The sequence below is a fragment of the Mycobacterium sp. 1465703.0 genome, from assembly GCF_001672975.1.
GTDB lineage: Bacteria > Actinomycetota > Actinomycetes > Mycobacteriales > Mycobacteriaceae > Mycobacterium.
In genome coordinates this window covers 1-21,196 of the sequence record NZ_LZKU01000006.1, presented here as the reverse complement: position 1 = coordinate 21,196, position 21,196 = coordinate 1, and the positions used below count along the sequence as shown (strand labels likewise).

Here is a 21,196-nt window from a genome sequence, read left to right as displayed (position 1 = left end):
GTCGGCGCCGCTGTCGGCCAACGCCTGCTGGTATGCGTCGGCCAGTTCGGCCGGAGTGGCCGCCGCCGTGGTGGCCGTGCACATTTCGTCGGGGCTGTCCGGGACCTGCCGGGCCGCTGAACGTACCGCGGCCGACCTGGATCCCCACATCCGGGTCATCGATTCGAAGTCGGCAGCCATGGGCACCGGCTTCATCGCGTTGGCTGCTGCGCGGGCAGCGGCCGCCGGTGGCGACCTGGATGCGGTCGCCGACGCCGCGTGCTCGGCCGTGTCGCGCGGACACGCTTTCATCGTGGTGCACCGGCTGGACAACCTGCGCCGCAGTGGCCGCATCGGCGGGGCGGCGGCGTGGCTGGGCACCGCGCTGTCGCTCAAGCCACTGCTGCGCATGGACGACGGCAAACTTGTTCTGGCCCAACGGGTCCGCACGGTCAGTCATGCCACGGAGGCGATGATCGATCGGGTCTGCGAGGTCGTCGGCCGCGACCCGGCCGCCCTGGCGGTGCACCATGTCAACAACCCGGACGGCGCCCGTGAGGTGGCGACGGCGCTAGGCCGGCGGCTGCCAGCCTGCGAGCCGGCGATCGTCACCGAGCTGGGGCCGGTGCTCGCACTGCATGTCGGCGCGGGGGCCGTGGCGGTGTGCGTCGAGCTCGCCTAGGCGCTCACCGGCTGTCGCACCGGCCGTCGCGCGTTGTCACCGCGCGGGTGCACCACCTGCGGCCACCAGAACCATCGTCCGAGCAAGGTGGCGATCGACGGCATCAGCAGCGTGCGCACGATCAGCGTGTCGAGCAGCAGACCGATGCACACGGTCGATCCGAACTGGCCGAGAACCCGCAGGTCGCTCCCGAGCATGGATGCCATGGTGAAGGCGAACACCAGACCCGCGGCCGTAACCACCCCACCCGTTCCGGCCATCGAACGGATGATCCCGGTCTTGAGGCCGTGATGGATCTCTTCCCTGAACCGCGACACCAGCAGCAGGTTGTAGTCGGATCCGACCGCCAGCAGGATGATGACCGCCAGCGCCAGGACGATCCAGTGGATATTGATGCCGAACAAATCCTGCCAAATCAGCACGGACAGACCGAAAGACGCCGCAATCGAGCTGGCCGCGGTGCCGACGATGACCAGCGCGGCCACCACGCTTCGGGTGAGCAGCAGCATGATCATGAAGATCAGCGTCAGCGACGCGATCACGGCGATCATCAGGTCGTACTTCTCTCCGTCAGCCATGTCCTTGAAGGTCGCGGCGGTTCCGCCGAGATACACCTTGGCGTCGGCCAGCGAGGACTGCTTGAGTCCTTCCTGCGCGGCGGTGCGTTCGGCCGCCACCCGTTCAATTCCCTCCGGCGTCATCGGATCGTCCTGGTGCGTGATGAAGAATCGCGCCGACTTACCGTCCGGCGACAAGAACATTCGAAGACCCGTCTGGAAATCGGGGTTGTCGAAGGCTTCTGGTGGAAGGTAGAAGAAGTCGTCGTTCTTCGACTGATCGAAGCTCTGCCCCATGACGATCCCGGTGTTGCTCATCGCCTCCATCTGGTTGATCATCGCCTTGAACGTCTGGTAGAGCGTCAGCGTGATGCCCCTGGTGGTCTTCAGCGTCGTGATCAGGACGGGAAACAGCGCATTCAGGTCATGTGTGGCTTTGGCGGTGTGCTGGATATCGCCTGTGAGGTAATGGAACTGCTCGGCCAGCTGGTCGAAGCCATCCAAAGTGTCGAACAGGGAACGCAACCCGTAGCACAACGGAATGTCGTAGCAGTGCTTCTCCCAGTAGAAGTACGTGCGCACCGGCCGGAACGTGTCGTCGAAATCCGCGATGTGGTCGCGCAGGTTATCGGTGATCTGCGAGGTGACTGCCGTGGTCTTTGCGCTGTCGTCGGCGGCGTTGGCCAGGTCCAGCGACACCTCGTACTGGCGCTGCGTGGTGTCGATCTGGGTCTGCAGGTCGTCGGCCATCTTGAGGATGTCGTTCATGCGCTCCTTGAGGAAGCTCATGTTCTGCATCGTGGTTTGGCTTTGGACGCTGTTCTGGAACGGAATCGAGCTGTGCTGAATCGGGATGCCCAGCGGCCTGGTGATGTCCTGAACCATGGCGATGCCGAGCGTGCGCATCTCGTTTTTCGCCACCCTGTCCAACACCAGCATGTCCGCCGGGTTTCGCATGTCGTGGTTGGATTCGACCATCAGCAAGTCGGGGTTCATCCGGGCCTCGGAGAAGTGCCGATTCGCGGCCTCTTGCCCTTGATTTGCCGGGGCTGACAACGGCAGGTAATGCCGGTCGTTGTAGCTCGGCTTGAATCCCGGCAGGGCCACCATGCCGACCAGCACGACCGCGGCACTGACCGCCAAAATGGGTGCGGGCCAACGCACCACGGCGGTGCCCACCCGGCGCCACAGTCGACCTCGCTTCGCCTGCCTTTCGAAGAGATGGAAGCGACTGCCGATGAAAACGACCGCAGGGCCGAGGGAAAGCCCTGCGAGCACCACGACCAGCATGCCGATCGCCACCGGTGCGCCCATGGTGTTGAACCAGGGCAGCCGGGCAAGACTCAGGCAGTAGGTGGCGCCCGCAATCGTCAGGCCGGAGCCCAGGACGACCGGGGCGACTCCCTTGAAGGTGGTGTAGTACGCGGATTCTCGATCCTCGCCGGCGGCCAACGCCTCCTGATAGCGGCCGACGAGGAAGATGCCGTAGTCGGTTCCCGCGGCGATTGCCAGCATGGTGAGGATGTTGGCAGCGAACGTGGTGAGCCCGAATGCGTTGTTATAGGCCAGAACCGCGACGACGCCGCGCGCGCACGCCAGCGCCACAAAGGTCATGAACAGCTGCACCAGCGTGGTGACGATGGACCGGTAGACCAGCAGCAACATGATCGCGATGGCACCCAGGGTGAACAGCGTGATCTTGGCAAGGCTGGCGTTGCCGATGATGTGCATGTCGTCGGACAGTGCCGCAGGCCCGGTGACGTAGGCCTTCACACCGGGCGGCGCCTTGTTCTCGTCGATCACCTTGCGGACGGCGTCCACGGAGTCGTTGGCCTGCGTGGTGCCCTGATTACCGGCGAGGTTCACCTGTACGTACGCGCCCTTGGCGTCGGCGCTCTGCGCTCCCGCGGCGGTCAGGCGGTCGCCCCAGAAGTCCTGGATGTGCTGGATGTGCGCGGGATCCTTGCGCAGGTCTCGGATCAGCTTGTCGTAGTACTTATGTGCATCGGGGCCTAAGGGTTGCTGGCCTTCGAGCACGATCATCACGGTGCTGTTCGAGTTGAATTCGTGGAAGTTACTGCCCAGGCGCATCATCGCCTTCATCGACGGCGCATCCAGGGGAGTCATCGGCGCGGAATGCGCCTCGCCGACCACTTCCAGGGAGGGGACCAGGACGTTCACCAGCACGGTGATGGCAACCCAGCCCACAATGATCGGTATCGCGAAGATTCGGATCGCATGGGGAAGGTAGGGGCGGTGGCCTCGCTCGGCCTTGGACAGACCCCGGGTTGTGATCGGGCCGGTATCGGCCGTGGTCAGGTCGCGTTCGGTCGTGTTTCTTGTGTCGCTCATGCGGACTTCACCAGGCAGAAGGTCTGGGCGTTATGGCCATCGGAGTTCTGGTTAGCGCGGACGACGCCGTCCACGGTGATCTTGCAGCTGATCGTGCTGCCGTCGCTTTGCGCCATGATGTTGGCGCTCACGGAGGGCAGTGTGGTCGAGATCGTGGTCGACCACGGCAGCGGGGCGTTGTTCACTTGGTGCGTGTTGGCGTCCGCGTCCCAGTAATTGATGTTGGCGGTCGCCCCGGGCGGACCGGAAATCTCGTAGACGACGACTTTCGGATTGAACTGGACGATTTCGATCCCCTTGCCGGCGTTCGCGTTGAGATCTTCCGAACCGAAGAGCTTGTGCAGCCGTGATACCACGAGTGCCGACAGCGCCAGAACGACCACCAGCAGCAGCGGGATCCACGCCGTTTTCAGCACGCGGGTAAGGACGCCGGGGCGGGAACCTGAGTCCGGACTTGCCACCACCTGACCGCCTTCCGCAAAGCTCGCCAACCACCGCCGACGACACCACTGTCAACGGAACATTTGCTCGGTTAGGGATACTAACCTTAGTGCACGCAAGCGTTCCTCGTGGGGCCACCGGTTGTGGCGAAGGGCATACCGTTAGTAGGCCAGCCGACCCGTGACCGGCGGCAAATCCGCCAACGTCACAATCCCCGGATCGGCGGCCACCACCGCCGGGACGGCGTTTGTAACCGGCATCGCGGTATAGATCATTCCCAATCCCATGAACCCGGGCTCTGTCCAATCCTTCGGAGGCAAGCAGTGCAACACGGTGCGCATGTTGGGTAGCCCGAACACCTGAATGACGTGCCCGTGTTCCAGGGGTTTGGGCGGGACGACCTGGTTGCCCATGGTCCAGTTGAACCCGACGCTGACGACGTTGCGGTCGCCGACCCAGCCCCGGTGGTAGCCATAGACGCTACCGACCGTTCCGGCCGGAATCTTCATGAAGCCCAAGTCGGAGTCGCCAGTGGCCGCGGTGAAGGTGACGTCGAAGGTCATCTTGTCTAGTTTCGCCCCCATCGCGTCGGCCATCATCGCAGCCGATTCCGCGAAGACCTCGCTTTCCCGCCGGACGTTTTCGGCCAGCCCCGGGGTATCGGGATCCTGCGAAAATCCCATGGCCGTCTGGGTTTCCGCTGACTCGTAGGTCGAACAGTCCACCGACTCGGTGATCCGGATTTCGTCGACGCGCTCGCAAGAGGCGGACAGCACCATGCCCACCATGTTCGTCATGCCCGGGTGCGCGCCGCTGCCGAAGATCGTGGAATTGCCTTTCTGGCAAGCGTTTTCGATACGTTGTCGATCCTGCGGGGTTTGTTTACCGCCGGTGATCCACGCGGCGCTGGTGCACACGTTGACACCGGCTTCCAGCAGTCGCACCAGCTCGTCGACGCTTGGCCACAATGGGTTGTAGCAGCACGCGTCGGCTCCCAGGGCCAACAGCGCGTCGATGTCATTCGTCGCGTGCACGCCGGTTGGCTCGGGCCAGCCCGCCAGTTCGGCGGCGTCGACACCGACCTTGTCGGCGCCATGGGCGTACACCCCGGCCAGTTCCAGGTCTGGTCGCCCGATGATGGCGTGCAAGGAACGTCGACCGATGTTCCCGGTCGTCCACTGGATCACCCGCAGGGGACGGTCTGTGCTCGGCTTGCTCATCGCGGCTCCTTTGCCGGTGCGGATTGGACTCATTATCGCCTCAGCGGTAACACGGCATTCGACCAAGGGTCAAAGCCCGGCGGCGCCGACCGCGAGGAAGACGCAGCCGGCCGCGGCCAGCAGCAGTGCGACGTCGACGCGTCGGCGTGATCGAATCCAGTCGTGCAGAGCCGCCACCCACGCGGCAGTTGCCTTGGGCGCCAGCAGGTGGGCCAGCAGCGGGATCTCAATCAGGGCGAAAGCTACGGCGTTGAACATCAACAGCACTGCGACTTGCGTCAGGGCCGTCCTCCCGGAAGCCAGAATGACGGCCAGCGCGGCAAGGTAGTCGACCGACGGCAATGCGATGCCGAGGCCGGCGATGCCGGCGACGGTCAGCGAATGCCGGCTCAGCAGTCGTTGGATCGGCGACGGCAATCCTGTCGGCCGCGCACCCAACCGCGCGGGGAGATTGGCGGCCACGATCGCCGCGACGGTCAGCGCCAGCAGGCCGACAAGAACCTGCACCTTGGGCAACGCGAAGTAGCTCGAGCCCGGCATGGCGCGTCGGAAGGCGAACAAGACAACCAGACCCACGCCCGTTCCCATGGCGAAACCGCCGGACAGAAACGCGAGCAGTTGCAGGGCCGGTCTGGGCCTGTTCAGCATGAGCACGGTCATACCGACTCGGAACGGTTCGACGCTGACGGCCAGGGCCATCACCAGGACGGTCACCAGCATCGGCATCGTGGAGTGCGCCCGCGGCCCCGGCTCAGGCGTCCAACCGGGCGAATTGCTGCCGGCGGTACTGCTCGACACAGGCGGCGCGGCGGATCTTGCCACTGGTGGTGGTGGGAATCGAGCCGGGCGGTACCAGCACGAGGTCTCCCACATTCACGCCGTGCGCATTGGAAATCGCGGAGGTGACGTCGCGTTTGACGCAGGTCAGCGTGTGCATGGCCTCCTCGGTGGAATCGCCTCGCTTCTTGAACTCGATGACGGTGACCAGCTTTTCGGTGCTGTTCACCGGAACCGATATCGCCGCGACCCGACCACCGGTGATCTGTTGGACCGTCGCCTCGATGTCCTCGGGATGGTGGTTGCGTCCACGGATTATCAGCAGATCTTTGATGCGGCCGACGATGAACAGCCCACCCTCGTGGACGAAACCGAGATCACCGGTCTTCAGCCAGCGCTCGTCCGGCGTGCCTGGCGACGGGTCGACGAGCGTCGCGCCGAAGCAGCGCTGCTCCTCCGGCGGCTTGCGCCAATAGCCTTCGGCCACATTGGCGCCGTGGACCCAGATCTCGCCCACCACGCCCGGCGGGCACTCGCGGTGGGTGTCGCCGTCGACGATCCGCAGTGTGGGCGATTGTGGCACTTCATATTTCACCAGCGATGAGCCGGCACAGGCCGCACACGGCCGAGCGCGACCGGCGGACAGCTCATCGATGTCGAAGTCAAGCGTTGAGGAGTCACTCCAGGTGCCACTCGCCACGAAGACCGTCGCCTCCGCCAAGCCGTACGAAGGACGCATCATGTGGTCGCGAAAGTTGAAGTGAGCGAACCGGTCAACAAACCGACCCAGGGTGGCCGGCTCGACGCGTTCTGCGCCGCTGATGATGCCCAGCACCCCGCCCAGGTCGAGCCCGGCCAGGTCTCGGTCACTCGTTTTGCGGGCCGCCAAGTCGAACGCAAAGTTGGGCGCTGCCGACCACGATGAAGTGTTCGCGGCCAGAGATCGCATCCATCTCGCCGGCCGTTCCAAGAACGCGACTGGGCTCATCAGATCGCCGCGCCAGCCGCCCAGGATTGGCGCACAGACTCCCAGCACCAAACCCATGTCATGGTAAAAGGGCAGCCACGAAACGATTGTGGTGTCCGACGGTGCTTTCTTCCGTGGGTCGGCGAAGAAGCTGCGCATCAGCTGCTCGAAATTCACCTGCAGATTGCGGTGCGAAATCATCACGCCGGTCGGCGTTCGGGTCGAACCGGAGCTGTATTGCAGATATGCGACGTCAGGCAAATCGCCTGCCGGAGCCGTCGTTTGGCGGTCGGCGTCCAGATTCATCGAATCGATTTCGACGATCTTGGGGACGTCGTCCATGCGTGCCCGATCGACGTACTCGGCGACCTCGTCCGCCACCGCGGACGTTGTGAGCACGACGGAAGGCGACGTATCGGCGAGGACCGCACTCACCCGCTCGTCGCTCGAGCCGCGATGCGGTAGCGGAAGCGGAACCGCGACGAGCCCGGCCTGCATCGATCCCAGGAACGCCGCGATGTAGTCAAGGCCCTGCGGCGTCAGAATCACCGCCCGGTCGCCGACCGAACCGTGCTGGCCGAGGTCGCCTGCCACGTTGAAGGTTCGGCGGGATACTTGCGACCACGTGAGGCTCTGGGAAACGCCCTCCCAGTCGTTCTGGTAATCGGTGAACGTGTAGGCCACATCGTTGGGCCGCAGGCTGGCACGTCCGTGCAACATGGCGAGAATCGATGATCCAGACATAGGCGGGTGGTCTAGCCGGCACCGTGCGACAACACGGACGTGGCGCCGCTGACGATCTGTGAAAGAGGGTCGGCGCCCCCGCCGAACGTCGCCTGGTTGGCCGGAGCAGTGACTTCCGCCGGGTCGAAGCCGTGCACCGGGTCCACCTGAACCGGAGCGGTCGACGGGTCGTCATTTCGCGAGTAACCCGCGTTCACCCGGGGAGTCAGGATCGCGTCCAGCTTGTTCAGCGTGCCTTCGTCGATCCCGATGTATTTCAGCGGCATGACGAGCGGAAGGTGCTTCTCGGGAACCATGATCGTCGTGTCTTTCGCGCCCCGGGAGTTGATCGTCGTTCTGATGTTCTGCGGCGGCACCATGCTCGGGTTGGTGAAGGCCACCGCGGTGTGACCGGTGGCCAGCCCTAGCAGCGTGTTCGCCAGAGCGAACATGTTGTCCGGACGGTCGGGGAAGTCCGCGATCGAGTCGTAGGCAGCGACGAATCTGTTTGTGTCGTACTGGCTCTCGTACTGCGGGGGCATCGTGTAGTCGAGCGCGGGGACGACGCTGCCGACCGGGAACATGGCGGTCAGGAAGCTCTGGCCGAAGGCGTGATGTCCGATTGGGTCGCCGAACGTGGCGAAGTTCAGTTTGTCCGGTGGGGGAGCGGTCGGATCATTTGCCAACCGAGCCTGCTCACCATCGACCACGAACCCACCCTCGGACAAGCCGATCGCGGTCCCGGGCCGACCCGTCCTGATCGCCGCATCGAGGTTGTTCACCCCTACGTCGACCGACTCGCCGACGCTGGGGCCGTCCAGGCCCAGGCCTGGTAACAGCTTCTCGCCGGCCTCGCCGATGCCCGGGAAGAGTCGCTCCAACACGTGGCCCTGGACCTGCCCTGCCGGATAGCGCACGATTTCACGCTTCTGGCCGGGGAACCACTGGGCACCCTCTTGACGGATGTATTCGTCATAGGGGATGCCCAGGACGTGAGCGCCTCCGAGGGCGAACGCCGTCTGGTCGCCCGGTGCCCCCGGGGTCGGCGGACCGCCGATCGGCGCTTCGTCAGCCGTCGCGGTATTGACGCCGAAACACCCTGTGGCAGCTACGGTTACCAGCGCCGTAACTCCTGCGAGCAGTTTCTTCATTCCAACTCCTGACCGCTCGTTTTCGCCTCGTAGTCTCACATAGATCATCTGCGTGTGCTAACCGGGCTGCGGCTCGGCGCGTCTTTCAGGTGACCGCAACGTCGGCCGCCGCGCGCCCACGGACGTTCCCGCTCGGGAAGGCCACCAGTTCGCCCGTCCGACCAGCGCGGCGATGGCCGGAACCGTGACGGTGCGCACCAAGAAGGTGTCCAGCAGAATTCCCACCCCGATCACGACGCCGCCCTGAACCACGGTGCTGATGCTGGAGAACAAGAGACCGCACATCGAGGCCGCGAAGATCAGGCCCGCCGCAGTGATCACGCCGCCCGTCGAACCCAGGGTCCGGATGATGCCGTACCGCATGCTGCGCGGAGACTCCTCCCGCATTCGCGAGACGAGCAGCATATTGTAGTCGGCCCCCACCGCGACCAGCACCACGAATGCCAGCGGCGGCACGCTCCAATGCAATTGCTGGCCCAGCAGGTATTGAATGACGAGCACGCCGATGCCCACCGCTGACAGATACGAAATGACAACGGAGGCAACAAGGTACAGCGGGGCAACGATCGCACGCAGCAGCGCGATCAAGGTCACCAGCACGACTAGCAGGGTTACCGCGATGATGAACCGGATGTCGTGCTGGTAGTAGTCACGCGTGTCTTTTAGGGCGGCGGTGTAGCCGGCCATCGATACCTTGGCGTCCGCCAATGTCGTGTTCGGCTGGGCCCCCCGTGCGGCCGCTTCGATTGCGCTGACCTGATCCATGGCTTCGGTGCTGAACGGATTGAGTTTGGTCTGAACCAGGTACCGCACCGAGTGGCCATCCGGCGAGATGAACGCCTTGGCGGCCTTCTGGAACTCCGCCAAGTGCAGCAGCTGCGGCGGGATATTGAATCCGGCCATCGCCGGTTGCGCGGCGTCGCGTTTCAGCGACAACAGAAACGCCGCTGACTCATTGAGTCCGCTACCGAGCTGTTTGACTTGGTCGACGACTTGAGCCACCGCGTCCGCCACCTGGCGGCTACCACCGGCGAATCGGTTTGCGCCGTCCTGCAAGGTGTTCAGGTTCGCCTGCAGGCCACCGGGTTTGTCCATTCCCAGGGAATGCAACACCTGGGTGAGCTTCGCCAGTGCGGCTCGCAGGCGATCTGCCGACGCCTTCAGCTCGCGCTTGTCCGGGTACTCCTGCAGTTGGTGAGCCAGGTCATTGATCGCGTCGAGATCTGCTTGATCGCGTGAACCGACGAGTTGCTCGAAGGTCCCGCGGGTGGCACTGCACGACGGGTCGATGTCGCATCGAGGGTTACCCTGCAGCGCCGCCAGCACCGGGCCTATCCAGGCGAACATGTTTTTGGCCGCCGAGAAATTCCAGCCCATGGCGTTGCTGAGCGCGTTGACATGGTCCACGAGCTGGGCCGCGAGGTCGACCTCTTTCACCAGCGCGTCGCCGCTGTACTGGTTCTTCGTCGACGAGAATGCACCCTCCACCTCCTGCACGCTGGCGGCGAGCTGGATGACCTGCCCGCGCAGATTACCAAGGTTGTCGGCCAAGGTGCCGGCCCCGTCTACCAGCCGATTGAGGTCATTGGTGTGGTCCTTGATCAGGGTGGACCCATCCGCCAGCAGGGTGCCGATGGCACCGGCTTGATAGGTGGCTCTGAATTGTTCGGGCACATTCCCTGTGGGACGCGTAATGCCGCTGATTGCCGCAACATTCGGCAATTGGCTGACCCGGTCCGCCATTTGCTCCAGGTCCGCGAGCGCCCTCGGCGTGCGGAGGTCATGCGGGGACTGGACCAGGATGTACTGCGGAATGGATTGGTTTACCGGGAAGTGGCGGTCCAGCGCGGCGTACCCGATGGAGCTTGGAGCCGATGACCGCAGGGCCTTGCGATCGTCGTAGTTGTACCGCACCAGGCCGGCGCAGCTGGCCAGGATGATCAACACGAGCACGCTGGCGACCAGGTTGGCCCTGGGTCGCCGCACGATGCGGATGCCTGAACGCCGCCAGAACCGGGCGGTCAGCTCGCGCCGCGGCTTGACCAAGCCGCGGCGCCCCGCGAGCACCAGGATTGCCGGCAGCAAGGTCAGTGCGGCAAGGAACGCCACGCCGACCCCGATTGCCGACGACGCCCCGACCGTCTTGAACACGCCCATTCGGGCGAAGCTGATCAGCAGAAAAGTGACTCCGACGGTAGCGGCGGATGCGGCGATCACTTTTCCGATCGAGAACATTGCGCGCTTGACCGCCTGATCGGACGTCGCGCCCGACCGCAAGTTGTCGTGATAGCGGCTGATGAGAAAGACTGCGTAATCCGTGCCGGCTCCAGCCATGATGGCGCTCAAGAACACGACGGACTGGTTCGAGACGCCCGCGCCCGTCAGTTGGGAGTAGCCCGCTACCACCGCCTGCGCGATCACCAGGGATATCCCGATCGTCAGCAACGGCAGCACCATGGTGACCGCGCTGCGGTAGATCACCAGCAGGACGATGAGCACCATCACCGCGATCGCCAGTTCGATCGGCATCCGATCCCGAGCGCCCGCGTCGGTGAGGTCTGCGACGGTAGCGGCCGGGCCGGTGAGGTTCGCCGTCAGCGGTGTGCCGGTTAGGGTGTCTTTGACGATGTCGCCGATCCGGTTGAAGGCGGCGTACGAGCGGGGAGTGCCCAACTCGCCGGCAACGCCGACCGGCAGCACCCACGCCTTGTGATCCTTGCTGGTGACGACGGGGCGCAACGCCGGCGTGCTGGCGAAGTCCTGCAGCATCAGAACATCTCGCGGGTCGCGGCGCAGCGCGTCGACTAGTTTGCCGTAAGCGGCTTCGTCGCCCGGTCCGAGGCCCTTGTCGTCCGTCAAGACCACCAGCAACAGGTTTTCAGAGCCCGATTCGTGAAACGCCTCGGTCATATTTCGAGCGGTGACGCTCGATGGCGCATCGCTGGGCAGGATGGCCAGCGGATGCTTCTCGGCCATCTCGCCCAGCGAGGGAAAGGTCAGCGGTAGCGCGACCGCGATCGCGATCCAGATCCCGACCACTATCCAGGGCCACCGCGCCACAAAATCGGCTAGCCGTCGCATCTCACCCTCATCCCCGCTCGGCGCAGTCGGGTGTGCCCGCCGGCGACACTCGGGCGCGCTCGCCCGAGCCCGGTCAGATCATGCACATTCGCCTCACGAGCCATCGAAGTGCTCCACGCTACGCGACGCGTCCCCAGCTCCCGCTGCCGGCGACCCGCACGCAGACCGACTTCATCGCTTCCATATAGCGGACAACCGATTTCCGGGCGACCGGGTTGTCCGGATGCATGATCGCCATGAATGTGCCTTCCCCGTACCGGAATATGTAAATGGTCAGTTGATATGAATATCGGCCGTCGGGATAGATTCCGATGTTGTTGGCAAGCCCCATGTCGGCTGCGGCGAGAATGGCGTTGAGCGGAGCGGCGCCGCCATGGAAGAAATTCGACACCGGAAAGTTCGGTTGCGGCCAGCGCAACCACGGCGCCAGTTCCAACACCCGGTAATAGGGGACTTTCGCCATGTCCAGATTCGAATCGAAGGACGCCTGCGCCGCCCACGCCGCATCGCCGAACGAGGCAGCGGCTATGGGCACGGTGATGGGGATCAAACCGGTAAACCAACCCTGCGTCATAAAATTGTCCGTAGCTTTGCGGGAATCTCTGGGAGTAAGCCCGTAATACGTGAGGGCACCAGTGAATTCATGCTCCACAAGGGCGAGGCAGGCGAACAGACCACCGACAAAACGCGCACCGGCCGCCGCGCAGGCCGATTCGAACCGCTCTGTCTGTGCCGCGTCCATCAGGAGTTCGGAGGTCATGTCGCTGCTACTCGACTCCTCCGGATTACCCAGCGGGAGTGGGAACTCGGGAAAGCCACCATCGTTGTTTTCGGCGAAGTCGATCCACGCCCGCACCTCGGGGGAATCAACGGTCAACGTTGACGCGTATTCGCGTTCGCGGATGCAGAAATCGTCGAAGCTGCCGGCGTCGGGAAGAGCGAGGGCCTCACCGCCGGCGCTCAACGCCGTGTACATGCCGTTGGCCTCCATCATCGTGGTGCCTATCAACGTCGCGTCTCCGTGGACATGGTCCATGGCGGCAAAGAAAGTGAAGTGACTTTCGCTTTGAATGATCCCGAAGGTGAAGCAGCCCCACTCCAGCGGATTCGGTATAGCCACGACGTGAGCATGTATTTCGTCCGCCGTCATCTCGCCGTGTTCGATCGGCGCGAATTCAATAGCGGCGGGATCGCTGATGGTATGCCTGACGAACTCTCCGTCACCGGTGTGCTCGAACCAGCTGCGGAACGTGTCGTGCCGACGCAGATACGCGTTGACAGCGTGGTTCATGGCAGGAACGTCGCACGTCCCGGGCACTTCACAGGTAGCGATGATCTGCCGGGAGAAATTCAGCCCCGCGGTGGTCCGTTCACAGTAGTTACGAAGATGTTGGCTCTGCATGTAACTGACCGGCACGGAGCTGACCGGCGCCTGTCGGACCTTCTCGGTCGCCGCGGCCGTCGGGTGCCACGAAATGACCGACCCTGGGGTCAGTGTCCAGTCACCGAGTGCGCCGATCGTAATCTTCCCGATGCGCAAAACTTTGTCCTCCTCGGTTTGAACGACCACGGCCACCCTGGCGGCGAGACCAAGATAAACCCTCCTATTGATCCCCGTCGCACTCGTTCGGGCAACCGCCTACACTCACTCACGGATCCAGGCGGGCCGTTGTAGCGATCGAACGGCCGGACGGGACGCAGGGCGGCGGCCGCATCGGCTGTCGTTGCGCGGTGCGGGGCGCTGCAGTGGCAGGTTGGCCCCCGGAAATGAACCGCGCGCAACCGGCCTCTCGTGGGGATCGATCGTGACCGACCAAGAGAGGACAAGTTCATGGCATCCGTCGAAGGTCGGCCAGCATCGGGTTTCGCGATCATCGGTTACGCGGCGCGATTCCCGGGAGCCGCCGACGCTGAGGAGTTCTGGGATGTGTTGCGGCAGGGCCGCGATGCGATATCCGAAGTGCCACAGGACCGTTGGGACGTCGACGAATTCTTCGACCCGGAACCGGGAGCGCCCGGCAAGGTCGTCACCCGTCGTGCCGGGTTCGTCGATGACGTCACGGGATTCGACGCGCCGTTCTTCGGCATGTCGACCCGCGAGGTCAGGTTGATGGACCCGCAACACCGCATTTTGCTGGAAACGGCATGGCGCGCGGTGGAACATTCAGGCACTGCGCCAACGGATTTGGCCGGCAGCAACACCGGGGTCTTCGTCGGTTTAGCCACGCACGACTACCTGGGCATGGCATCCGACGCGCTGACCTACCCCGAAATCGAGGCTTACCTGGCCATCGGGACATCGAACGCCGCGGCGGCCGGCCGGATCAGCTATCGGCTGGGGCTGCAGGGTCCGGCCGTCGCCGTCGACACGGCGTGCAGCTCGTCTCTGGTGGCCATCCATCAGGCGTGCCAGGCGCTGCGTCTGGGAGAATGCGACCTGGCGCTGGCCGGCGGCGCGAACGTCCTGCTCACCCCGGCAACCATGATCACGTTCTCCAGCGCGCACATGCTCGCGCCCGATGGCCGATGCAAGACATTCGATGCGGCCGCGGACGGCTATGTGCGCGGCGAGGGCTGCGGCGTCATCGTGATCAAGCGCCTGGAGGACGCGATCCGCGACGGTGATCGGATCCGCGCCGTGATCCGCGGTAGCGCGATCAACCAGGACGGCGCGTCGGGCGGCTTGACCGTGCCCAACGGCGTTGCCCAGCAACGGGTTATCGCCGACGCGCTGAAGCGCGCCGACCTCGAACCCCGTGACGTGGGGTACCTGGAAGCGCACGGCACCGGGACATCGCTGGGTGACCCCATCGAGGCCCAGGCCGCGGGGGAGGTGCTCGGCGCCGGACGCGAACCCAACCGGCCGCTGCTGATCGGCTCGGTTAAGACGAACATCGGACACCTGGAGGCGGCCGCGGGCATCGCCGGGGTCATCAAGGTCATCCTGTCGCTCGAGAACGAACTCATTCCCCAGCACCTGCATTTTCACAACCCGTCGCCGCACATCCCCTGGGACCGGCTTGCGGTGCAGGTGGTCGAAGAGGCGACCGCCTGGGAGCGCAACGGACAGCCGCGCGTTGCCGGAATCAGCTCATTCGGATTCGCCGGCACGAACGCTCACGTCATTCTCTCCGAAGCGCCCGAGCAAACGAAAACCCTGCTCCCGGCGTCGATTCCGGTCGAGCAGTCCGGGAACCGCCGGTTCAGTATTCTTCCGCTTTCGGCGCGAACCCCCGCCGCATTGGCACGGCTCGCGGCCGATTACCGCAGCTGGTTGAGCAGCCACCCCGAAGCCACCCTCGCAGACGTGTGCTTCACCGCCGGGGCGGGACGGGCTCACTTGGAGCAGCGGGCCGCGCTGGTGGTCAACTCGCGAGAATCTGCGGTGGAGCTGCTCGGCGCTCTCGCGGAGGACCGCCCGGCACCCGGATTGTTCCGCGGAGAATCCCATGAGCCACCGAAGACGGCGTGGCTGTTCACCGGTCAGGGCAGCCAATACCCCGGCATGGCCCGGGAGCTGTTCGACACCGAGCCGGTGTTTGCCGAGACGCTGAATCGCTGCGCCGCAGCGGTCGCCGGCGTTCTCGAAAAGCCATTGCTGGACGTTATTTTCGACGCGGACGGCCCGGACGGCAGGACGACGCTACAGCAAACCGCTTACGCGCAGCCCGCGCTGTTCGCGGTGGAGATGGGCCTGGCCCGGTTATGGCAGTCGTGGGGCTTCGAGCCCGACGTGGTGTTGGGACACAGTGTTGGCCAGTATTCGGCGGCCTGCGTGGCTGACGTGCTCAGTCTCGAAGACGGCGCCTTGCTGATGGCCGAACGTGGGCGCCTCTTCGGCAGTCTGCCTCCCGGCGGCCGGATGGTCGCGGTGTTCACCGCCGCCGAGCGGGTGGAGCGGCTCACCGATGACTTCCCGAGCCTGTCGGTGGCCGCCTACAACGGCGCCAACACGGTATTGTCCGGCCCTGCGGCGGACCTGGAGCAGGCGGTGGCCGCGGTGTCGGCCGACGGTGTCCGGTGTGACTGGCTGGACACCAGCCACGCGTTCCACTCCGCGCTGCTGGACCCGATCCTCGACGAATTCGAAGAGTATGCGGGGCGGTTCGACTTCAAGGCGCCGCAACGGATTCTGATCGACAACCGCACCGGAGCCCCGCTCGGCCGGAGCGTGAAGCTCGACGGCGCCTACTGGCGCCGGCACGCGCGCCAACCCGTCGAATTCGCCAAGAGCGTGCGCACCCTTGCCGAGCTGAGCTGCAAGGTGTTGCTCGAGATCGGCCCGCGACCGGTGCTCACCGCCTCGGCCCTGAGCGCATGGCCCGACCCGGCGACCGCGCCGCGGGCGATCACGTCGCTGCGCCGGAACACCGCCGACCACCGGCAGATTACCGAAGCGGTGGCCGATGCGTATGTCTCGGGCCACCTACCCGACTTCGCTGCGTTCCGGCATGCGCACGCGCGCAAGCTCGATCTGCCCACCTATCCATTCGAGCGCCGTCAGTACTGGTTCCGCGATGATCGCGAGCGCCCCGACCAACAACGCGATGTGGGCGGACAGCGCACCGAAGCCGTCCGCCTCCTCGAGGACGGCCGGATCGAGGAACTCGCAACCCTGCTCGACGGTGGTAGTGACGATCAGCAAACCCTGAGTGTGCTCACCAAGCTTGCGGCACAACATAATCAACAGCGCACCACCCGGTCCATCGAGAACGACCGCTACGAAATCCGCTGGGACACATCACCCGCTCCGCTTTCCCGGGCGCACGTGGGTGGGGAATCGAGCTGGATCGTCGTCGCCGACGATAGCGACGCGGTTCGGCCGTTGGTCGATGTGCTGACTGCGCGTGACCACCGATTCCAAGTCGTCGGGTTGCCGGTATCCGGCGCCGACGAGGAACATCTGGCTGGCGTGTTACGCACCGCCGCGGCAGAGGATTCGACGCTGCGCATCTTGCATGCCGCGGCCCTGGATGGCGGGACCACACCATCGATGCGCTCCCTGCTGCGGATGCAGCACCGGATCCTGGGCGGAACGCGGCGGCTGTTTCGTGCCGCGGTCGCCGCTGAGCTGCGCAGCCCGATCTGGGTCGTGACGCGCGGCGCGCAGCGGGTCACCGACACGGATTCCGTTGCGCCGCATCAGAGCAGCCTATGGGGTTTCAGTCGCGCCGCATCGCTGGAGCTGGCGCAGGTGTGGGGCGGCCTCGCGGACTTGTCGGCGGGTACTCCCGAGGAATGGTCTCGGCTCATCGACCGGATCACCGCAGCGGAGGGCTCGGCGATCCGAGAAGACCAGCTCGCGCTGCGCGATCAGGCGGTCTACGTTCCACGCCTGGTTCGGTGCACCGACAGCCCGAGCGGCGCCTCGCTGCAACTGCGCGATGACGCAACGTATTTGGTGACCGGGGGACTGGGCGCGATCGGGCTGGAGATTGCCGGACACCTGGCCGCGAACGGCGCCGGACATCTGGTTCTGACCGGCCGGCGCGCGCCGGCCGACGCCGTCCGACAGCGCATCGAGGCGCTCGGTGAGGCGCACGGCTGCGACATTCGGATCGTAGCCGCGGATGTCGCCGATGCGCACGACGTCGCACGCCTGCTGGCGGGCGTGCAGGCCGAGCTGCCGCCGTTGGCCGGCATTGTCCACGCCGCAGGGGAGATCGGGACCACCCCGCTGAGCGCTCTGGAGGACGCCGAGGTCGATCGCGTCTTTGCCGGAAAGGTCTGGGGTGCTTGGCATTTGAGCGAGGCGGCGGCTGACCTCAAGCTCGACTTCTTCCTCAGCACTTCCTCGATCGCCTCGGTGTGGGGTGGATTCGGCCAAAGCGCCTACGGCGCGGCGAACGCCTTCCTCGACGGACTGGCGTGGCGCCTGCGTGAGCAGGGCGTCCTCGGTGTCAGCGTCAATTTCGGGCCATGGTCGGCCGGCATGGCCGACGCGCAATCTCGTGCGCGACTGGATCAGCGCGGGATCCGGACGCTGGCACCGGCGGATGCCCTTGCTGGGCTGTCCGACGTTGCGGCGGCCGCTTCGGCGCGGGGCCCCGCCCACGGGGTTGTGGCCCGAGTCGACTGGGCCCGCTTCTTGCCGCTCTACCAGCAAGCGGGCAGGCGGGCGTTCCTGGCAGAGCTCGAGCGCGAGGTCCCCGATGCGGTGCCCGTGGTGACCCCGGCCGGAAAGACGCCGTTGGTCGACCGGCTCACCAGCGCTCCCGTGCAGCAGCGCAAGAAACTTCTGACCGACTATCTGCGTGATGCGGTCGCGGAGGTGACACGCGTCGACTCCGCCGAAATCCACGAAGACGCAGGCTTTTTCGATCTCGGCATGGATTCGTTGATGGCGGTCGAATTGCGTCGCCGCATCGAGCAAGGGGTGGGTAAGCAGGTCCCGGCGACCCTGGCGATGGATCACCCGCGGCTGTCCGACGTGGCCGACTACCTGCTCGGTGACGTGCTCGAGCTCAGCGATCCGGCGTCCTCGTCGAGAACACGACCCTTGCCGGCGGCGGTGGTGACGACGCGCACGGACGAACCGATCGCCATCGTCGCGGTGTCGTGCCGTTTCCCCGGCGCGCCCGATCCGGAAGCGTTCTGGCAGCTGCTGGCCGGAGGTGTCGATGCGATCCGGGAGGTCCCGGAGGACCGATTCGACATCGACGAGTTCTACGACCCGGATCCGGACGCCGCGGGCAAGACTTACACGCGGTTCGGCGGATTCCTGGACGAAATCGATGGATTCGATCCCGAATTCTTCGGGATCTCGCCCCGTGAGGCGGTCTGGATCGAGCCGCAGCAGCGGCTGGTCCTGGAAACGGTATGGGAGGGCCTGGAACGCGCCGGGTACGCGCCCGCCGCGTTGCGCGGCAGCCGAACTGGAGTCTTCACTGGCGTGGCGGCCAACGAGTACGCGCATCTGCTGTCGTCGGAGTCGGTCGACAAGATCGAACCGCACTTCATCACCGGCAATGCGCTCAACGCCATTTCCGGTCGGGTCGCGTTCGCGCTGGGACTCGAAGGGCCGGCGGTGGCGATCGACACCGCATGCAGTTCGGCGTTGGTGGCCGTGCATCAGGCCTGCCAGGCGTTGCGCTCCGGTGACTGCGACATGGCGCTGGCCGGCGGGGTGAATGTCTTGTTGAGTCCGGTGACGGTCATCGCGGCCTCCCGGGCGCGGATGCTTTCCCCGGTGGGGCGATGCAAGACGTTCGACGCCTCGGCCGACGGTTACGTGCGCAGCGAGGGGTGCGGCATCCTCGTACTGAAGAGGTTGAGCGACGCGGAGCGCGAGGGCGACCGAATCTGCGCGGTGATCGCCAGCAGCGCGGTCAACCAGGACGGGGCGTCCAGCGGTTTGACTGTTCCCAATGGTGGTGCGCAGCAACGTCTTATCGGAGCGGCGCTGGCCCGCGCCGGCCTGGCTGGTGGGGATGTCGACTACCTCGAGGCGCACGGCACGGGCACCCCGTTGGGTGATCCGATCGAGGTGCAGGCGGCGGCCGCCGCCTACGGTGCCTCGCGCGACGCCGATCGCCCGCTGCTGATGGGCTCGGTGAAGACCAATATCGGTCACACCGAATCAGCTTCGGGCGCAGCGGGTTTGATCAAAGTCGTGCTGTCCCTGCAGCACGGGGTGCTGCCGCCGAGCCTGCACTTCGAGCAGCCGTCGCCGCACATCCCGTGGGATTCGCTGCCGGTGCGGGTCGTGGACAAGGCGACGCCCTGGGAGGCTAATGGCCGACCGCGGCGCGCGGGCGTGAGCTCGTTCGGGTTCACCGGAACGAACGCGCACGTGCTGGTGGAGGAGCCGCCGGCGCGCGCCGTATCCACCGACGCGCACCCCGCCGACGACGCCACGACTGAGTCGGCGTCGCAGGCTCAGGCCGCAAAGGTCGGGGTGCTGGCGCTGTCCGCGCGGTCACCCGAAGCGCTGGTGGCGTTGGCGCAGCGTTACGAGACCTGGCTGGCCGCCCACCCGGACGTGGACCTCGCCGAGGTATGCCTCACCGCCGGAACGGGCCGTTCACACTTCGAACACCGCGCCGCGCTCGTCGTGGACTCGGTCCAGGGTGCGCGCGAGGCGCTGGCCGAACTGGCCGAGAATCGTCTGCGCCCTGGCGTCGTCCGCGGCGAGCACAGCCACCACCCGATGACGGCATGGTTGTTCACCGGCCAGGGCAGCCAGTACCCGGGGATGGCACGTGAGTTGTTCGACACCGAACGGGTTTTCGCCGAAACCGTGACACGGTGCGCGGACGCGGTCAGTGACATGTTGCCGCATCCCCTACTCGAGGTGCTGTTCGCCACGGATCGCGAAGCGGGTGGGAAAGCCGGAGAAAGGCTGCGGCACACGTCGTTTGCGCAGCCGGCGTTGTTCGCCGTCGAGATGGGTCTGGCCCGGCTGTGGCAGTCGTGGGGGATCGAACCTGATGTGGTGCTCGGGCACAGCGTCGGTCAATACGCGGCGGCGTGTGTGGCCGGGGTGTTCAGTCTCGAGGACGGCGCCCGGCTGATGGCCGAGCGCGGCCGGATGTTCGGTAGCCTGCCCGACGGTGGACGGATGGTGGCGGTGTTCGCCGACGCCAAACACGTCGAAGAGGTCGCCAGCGGATTCCCGCGAGTGTCGGTCGGCGCGTACAACGGTCCGAATACGGTGCTGTCGGGTCCGGGCGAGGATCTCGAACAGATCGTCGCCAAGTTCGGTGACGAGGCGATCCGGTGTACGTGGCTGCAGACCAGCCACGCCTTCCACTCCGAGCTGTTGGATCCGGTGCTCGATGAATTCGAATCCTACGCAGCGCAAGTACAGTTCGCCGCCCCGACCATGCCGTTGATCTGCAACCGCACCGGTACCGTGCTGACGGGCCAAACCCCGCTCGACGCGGCGTACTGGCGGCGCCATTCCCGGCAGCCGGTGCAGTTCGCCGAAAGCGTGCGCACCGCGGCGGCGCTGGAACGGATAGGTGGGCAGTTCGATGCTGCGACGCGGCCGACCAAGCAGCGCAGCGAAATCCGGGCGATGGCCGCCGACGTAGGCCGCGGCCAGCGCGTCGGCGATCTGGCGCCGATCACCGACGCCCTTGCGCAGCGAGACGATCGCCCGCGGTGCGGTCAGGTGCTCCGGCCAGACTTGCACCGCGGCACCGGTCAACACCGGTTGCGGGCCGATCTCCATCAACACCGAGCAGCCCAGCGCCGCCGCGGTGCGCACGCTTTCGGCGAACTGCACCGGCTGCCGGGAATGGCGCCGCCAGTACGCCGCGTCG

The 21,196-nt window shown here is 65.5% G+C and carries 10 protein-coding genes; 2 read left to right on the top strand and 8 right to left on the bottom strand.

Annotated elements, in window-relative coordinates:
* Nucleotides 1-661 (top strand): DegV family protein (locus tag A5625_RS00515; RefSeq protein WP_156747785.1); only part of this gene is annotated, 661 nt, incomplete at its 5' end.
* On the opposite strand, the gene A5625_RS00510 is transcribed toward A5625_RS00515, so the two are convergent.
* From A5625_RS00510 to A5625_RS00475, 8 genes are all read right to left on the bottom strand, one after another.
* Nucleotides 658-3,570, bottom strand: coding sequence for an RND family transporter (locus A5625_RS00510; protein WP_066988434.1), 2,913 nt, complete (start codon nt 3,568-3,570; stop codon nt 658-660). The genes A5625_RS00515 and A5625_RS00510 overlap by 4 nt on opposite strands.
* Nucleotides 3,567-4,034 (bottom strand): MmpS family transport accessory protein, encoded by a 468-nt coding sequence (locus A5625_RS00505; protein WP_197515897.1) that lies wholly within the window; start codon nt 4,032-4,034, stop codon nt 3,567-3,569. Before A5625_RS00505 ends, A5625_RS00510 begins: the two co-directional genes overlap by 4 nt.
* A gap of 138 nt (nt 4,035-4,172) precedes the next feature.
* Nucleotides 4,173-5,231, bottom strand: coding sequence for a dihydrodipicolinate reductase (locus A5625_RS00500; RefSeq protein WP_066988437.1), 1,059 nt, complete (start codon nt 5,229-5,231; stop codon nt 4,173-4,175).
* A gap of 69 nt (nt 5,232-5,300) precedes the next feature.
* Nucleotides 5,301-5,951 (bottom strand): GAP family protein, encoded by a 651-nt coding sequence (locus A5625_RS00495; protein ID WP_066988436.1) that lies wholly within the window; start codon nt 5,949-5,951, stop codon nt 5,301-5,303.
* A 31-nt stretch (nt 5,952-5,982) separates the two neighbouring features.
* Entirely contained in the window at nt 5,983-7,719 is a 1,737-nt protein-coding gene (locus tag A5625_RS00490) for an AMP-binding protein (protein WP_082984171.1), read from the bottom strand.
* 11 nt (nt 7,720-7,730) lie between these two features.
* Entirely contained in the window at nt 7,731-8,849 is a 1,119-nt protein-coding gene (gene pe, locus A5625_RS00485; protein WP_066988432.1) for an acyltransferase PE, read from the bottom strand.
* Nucleotides 8,850-8,906: 57 nt separating this feature from the next.
* Nucleotides 8,907-11,930: an RND family transporter gene (locus tag A5625_RS00480; RefSeq protein ID WP_197515896.1), complete on the bottom strand. Its 3,024-nt coding sequence runs from the start codon at nt 11,928-11,930 to the stop codon at nt 8,907-8,909.
* A gap of 118 nt (nt 11,931-12,048) precedes the next feature.
* On the bottom strand, nt 12,049-13,470 hold the full coding sequence (locus A5625_RS00475) for a condensation domain-containing protein (RefSeq protein WP_066988435.1): 1,422 nt from the start codon (nt 13,468-13,470) through the stop codon (nt 12,049-12,051).
* A gap of 291 nt (nt 13,471-13,761) precedes the next feature.
* Between A5625_RS00475 and A5625_RS00470 the strand changes: the two genes are divergently transcribed.
* The coding region (locus A5625_RS00470) for an SDR family NAD(P)-dependent oxidoreductase (protein ID WP_232003299.1) at nt 13,762-21,196 on the top strand (7,435 nt) is incomplete at its 3' end.

What these genes read in the sequence shown, in the direction of transcription:
- A5625_RS00510 (WP_066988434.1), bottom strand. Translation starts at nt 3,570, where the DNA reads ATGAGCGACACAAGAAACACGACCGAACGCGACCTGACCACGGCCGAT.
- A5625_RS00500 (WP_066988437.1), bottom strand. Translation starts at nt 5,231, where the DNA reads ATGAGCAAGCCGAGCACAGACCGTCCCCTGCGGGTGATCCAGTGGACG.
- pe (WP_066988432.1), bottom strand. Translation starts at nt 8,849, where the DNA reads ATGAAGAAACTGCTCGCAGGAGTTACGGCGCTGGTAACCGTAGCTGCC.
- A5625_RS00480 (WP_197515896.1), bottom strand. Translation starts at nt 11,930, where the DNA reads ATGCGACGGCTAGCCGATTTTGTGGCGCGGTGGCCCTGGATAGTGGTC.
- A5625_RS00495 (WP_066988436.1), bottom strand. Translation starts at nt 5,951, where the DNA reads ATGCTGGTGACCGTCCTGGTGATGGCCCTGGCCGTCAGCGTCGAACCG.
- A5625_RS00490 (WP_082984171.1), bottom strand. Translation starts at nt 7,719, where the DNA reads ATGTCTGGATCATCGATTCTCGCCATGTTGCACGGACGTGCCAGCCTG.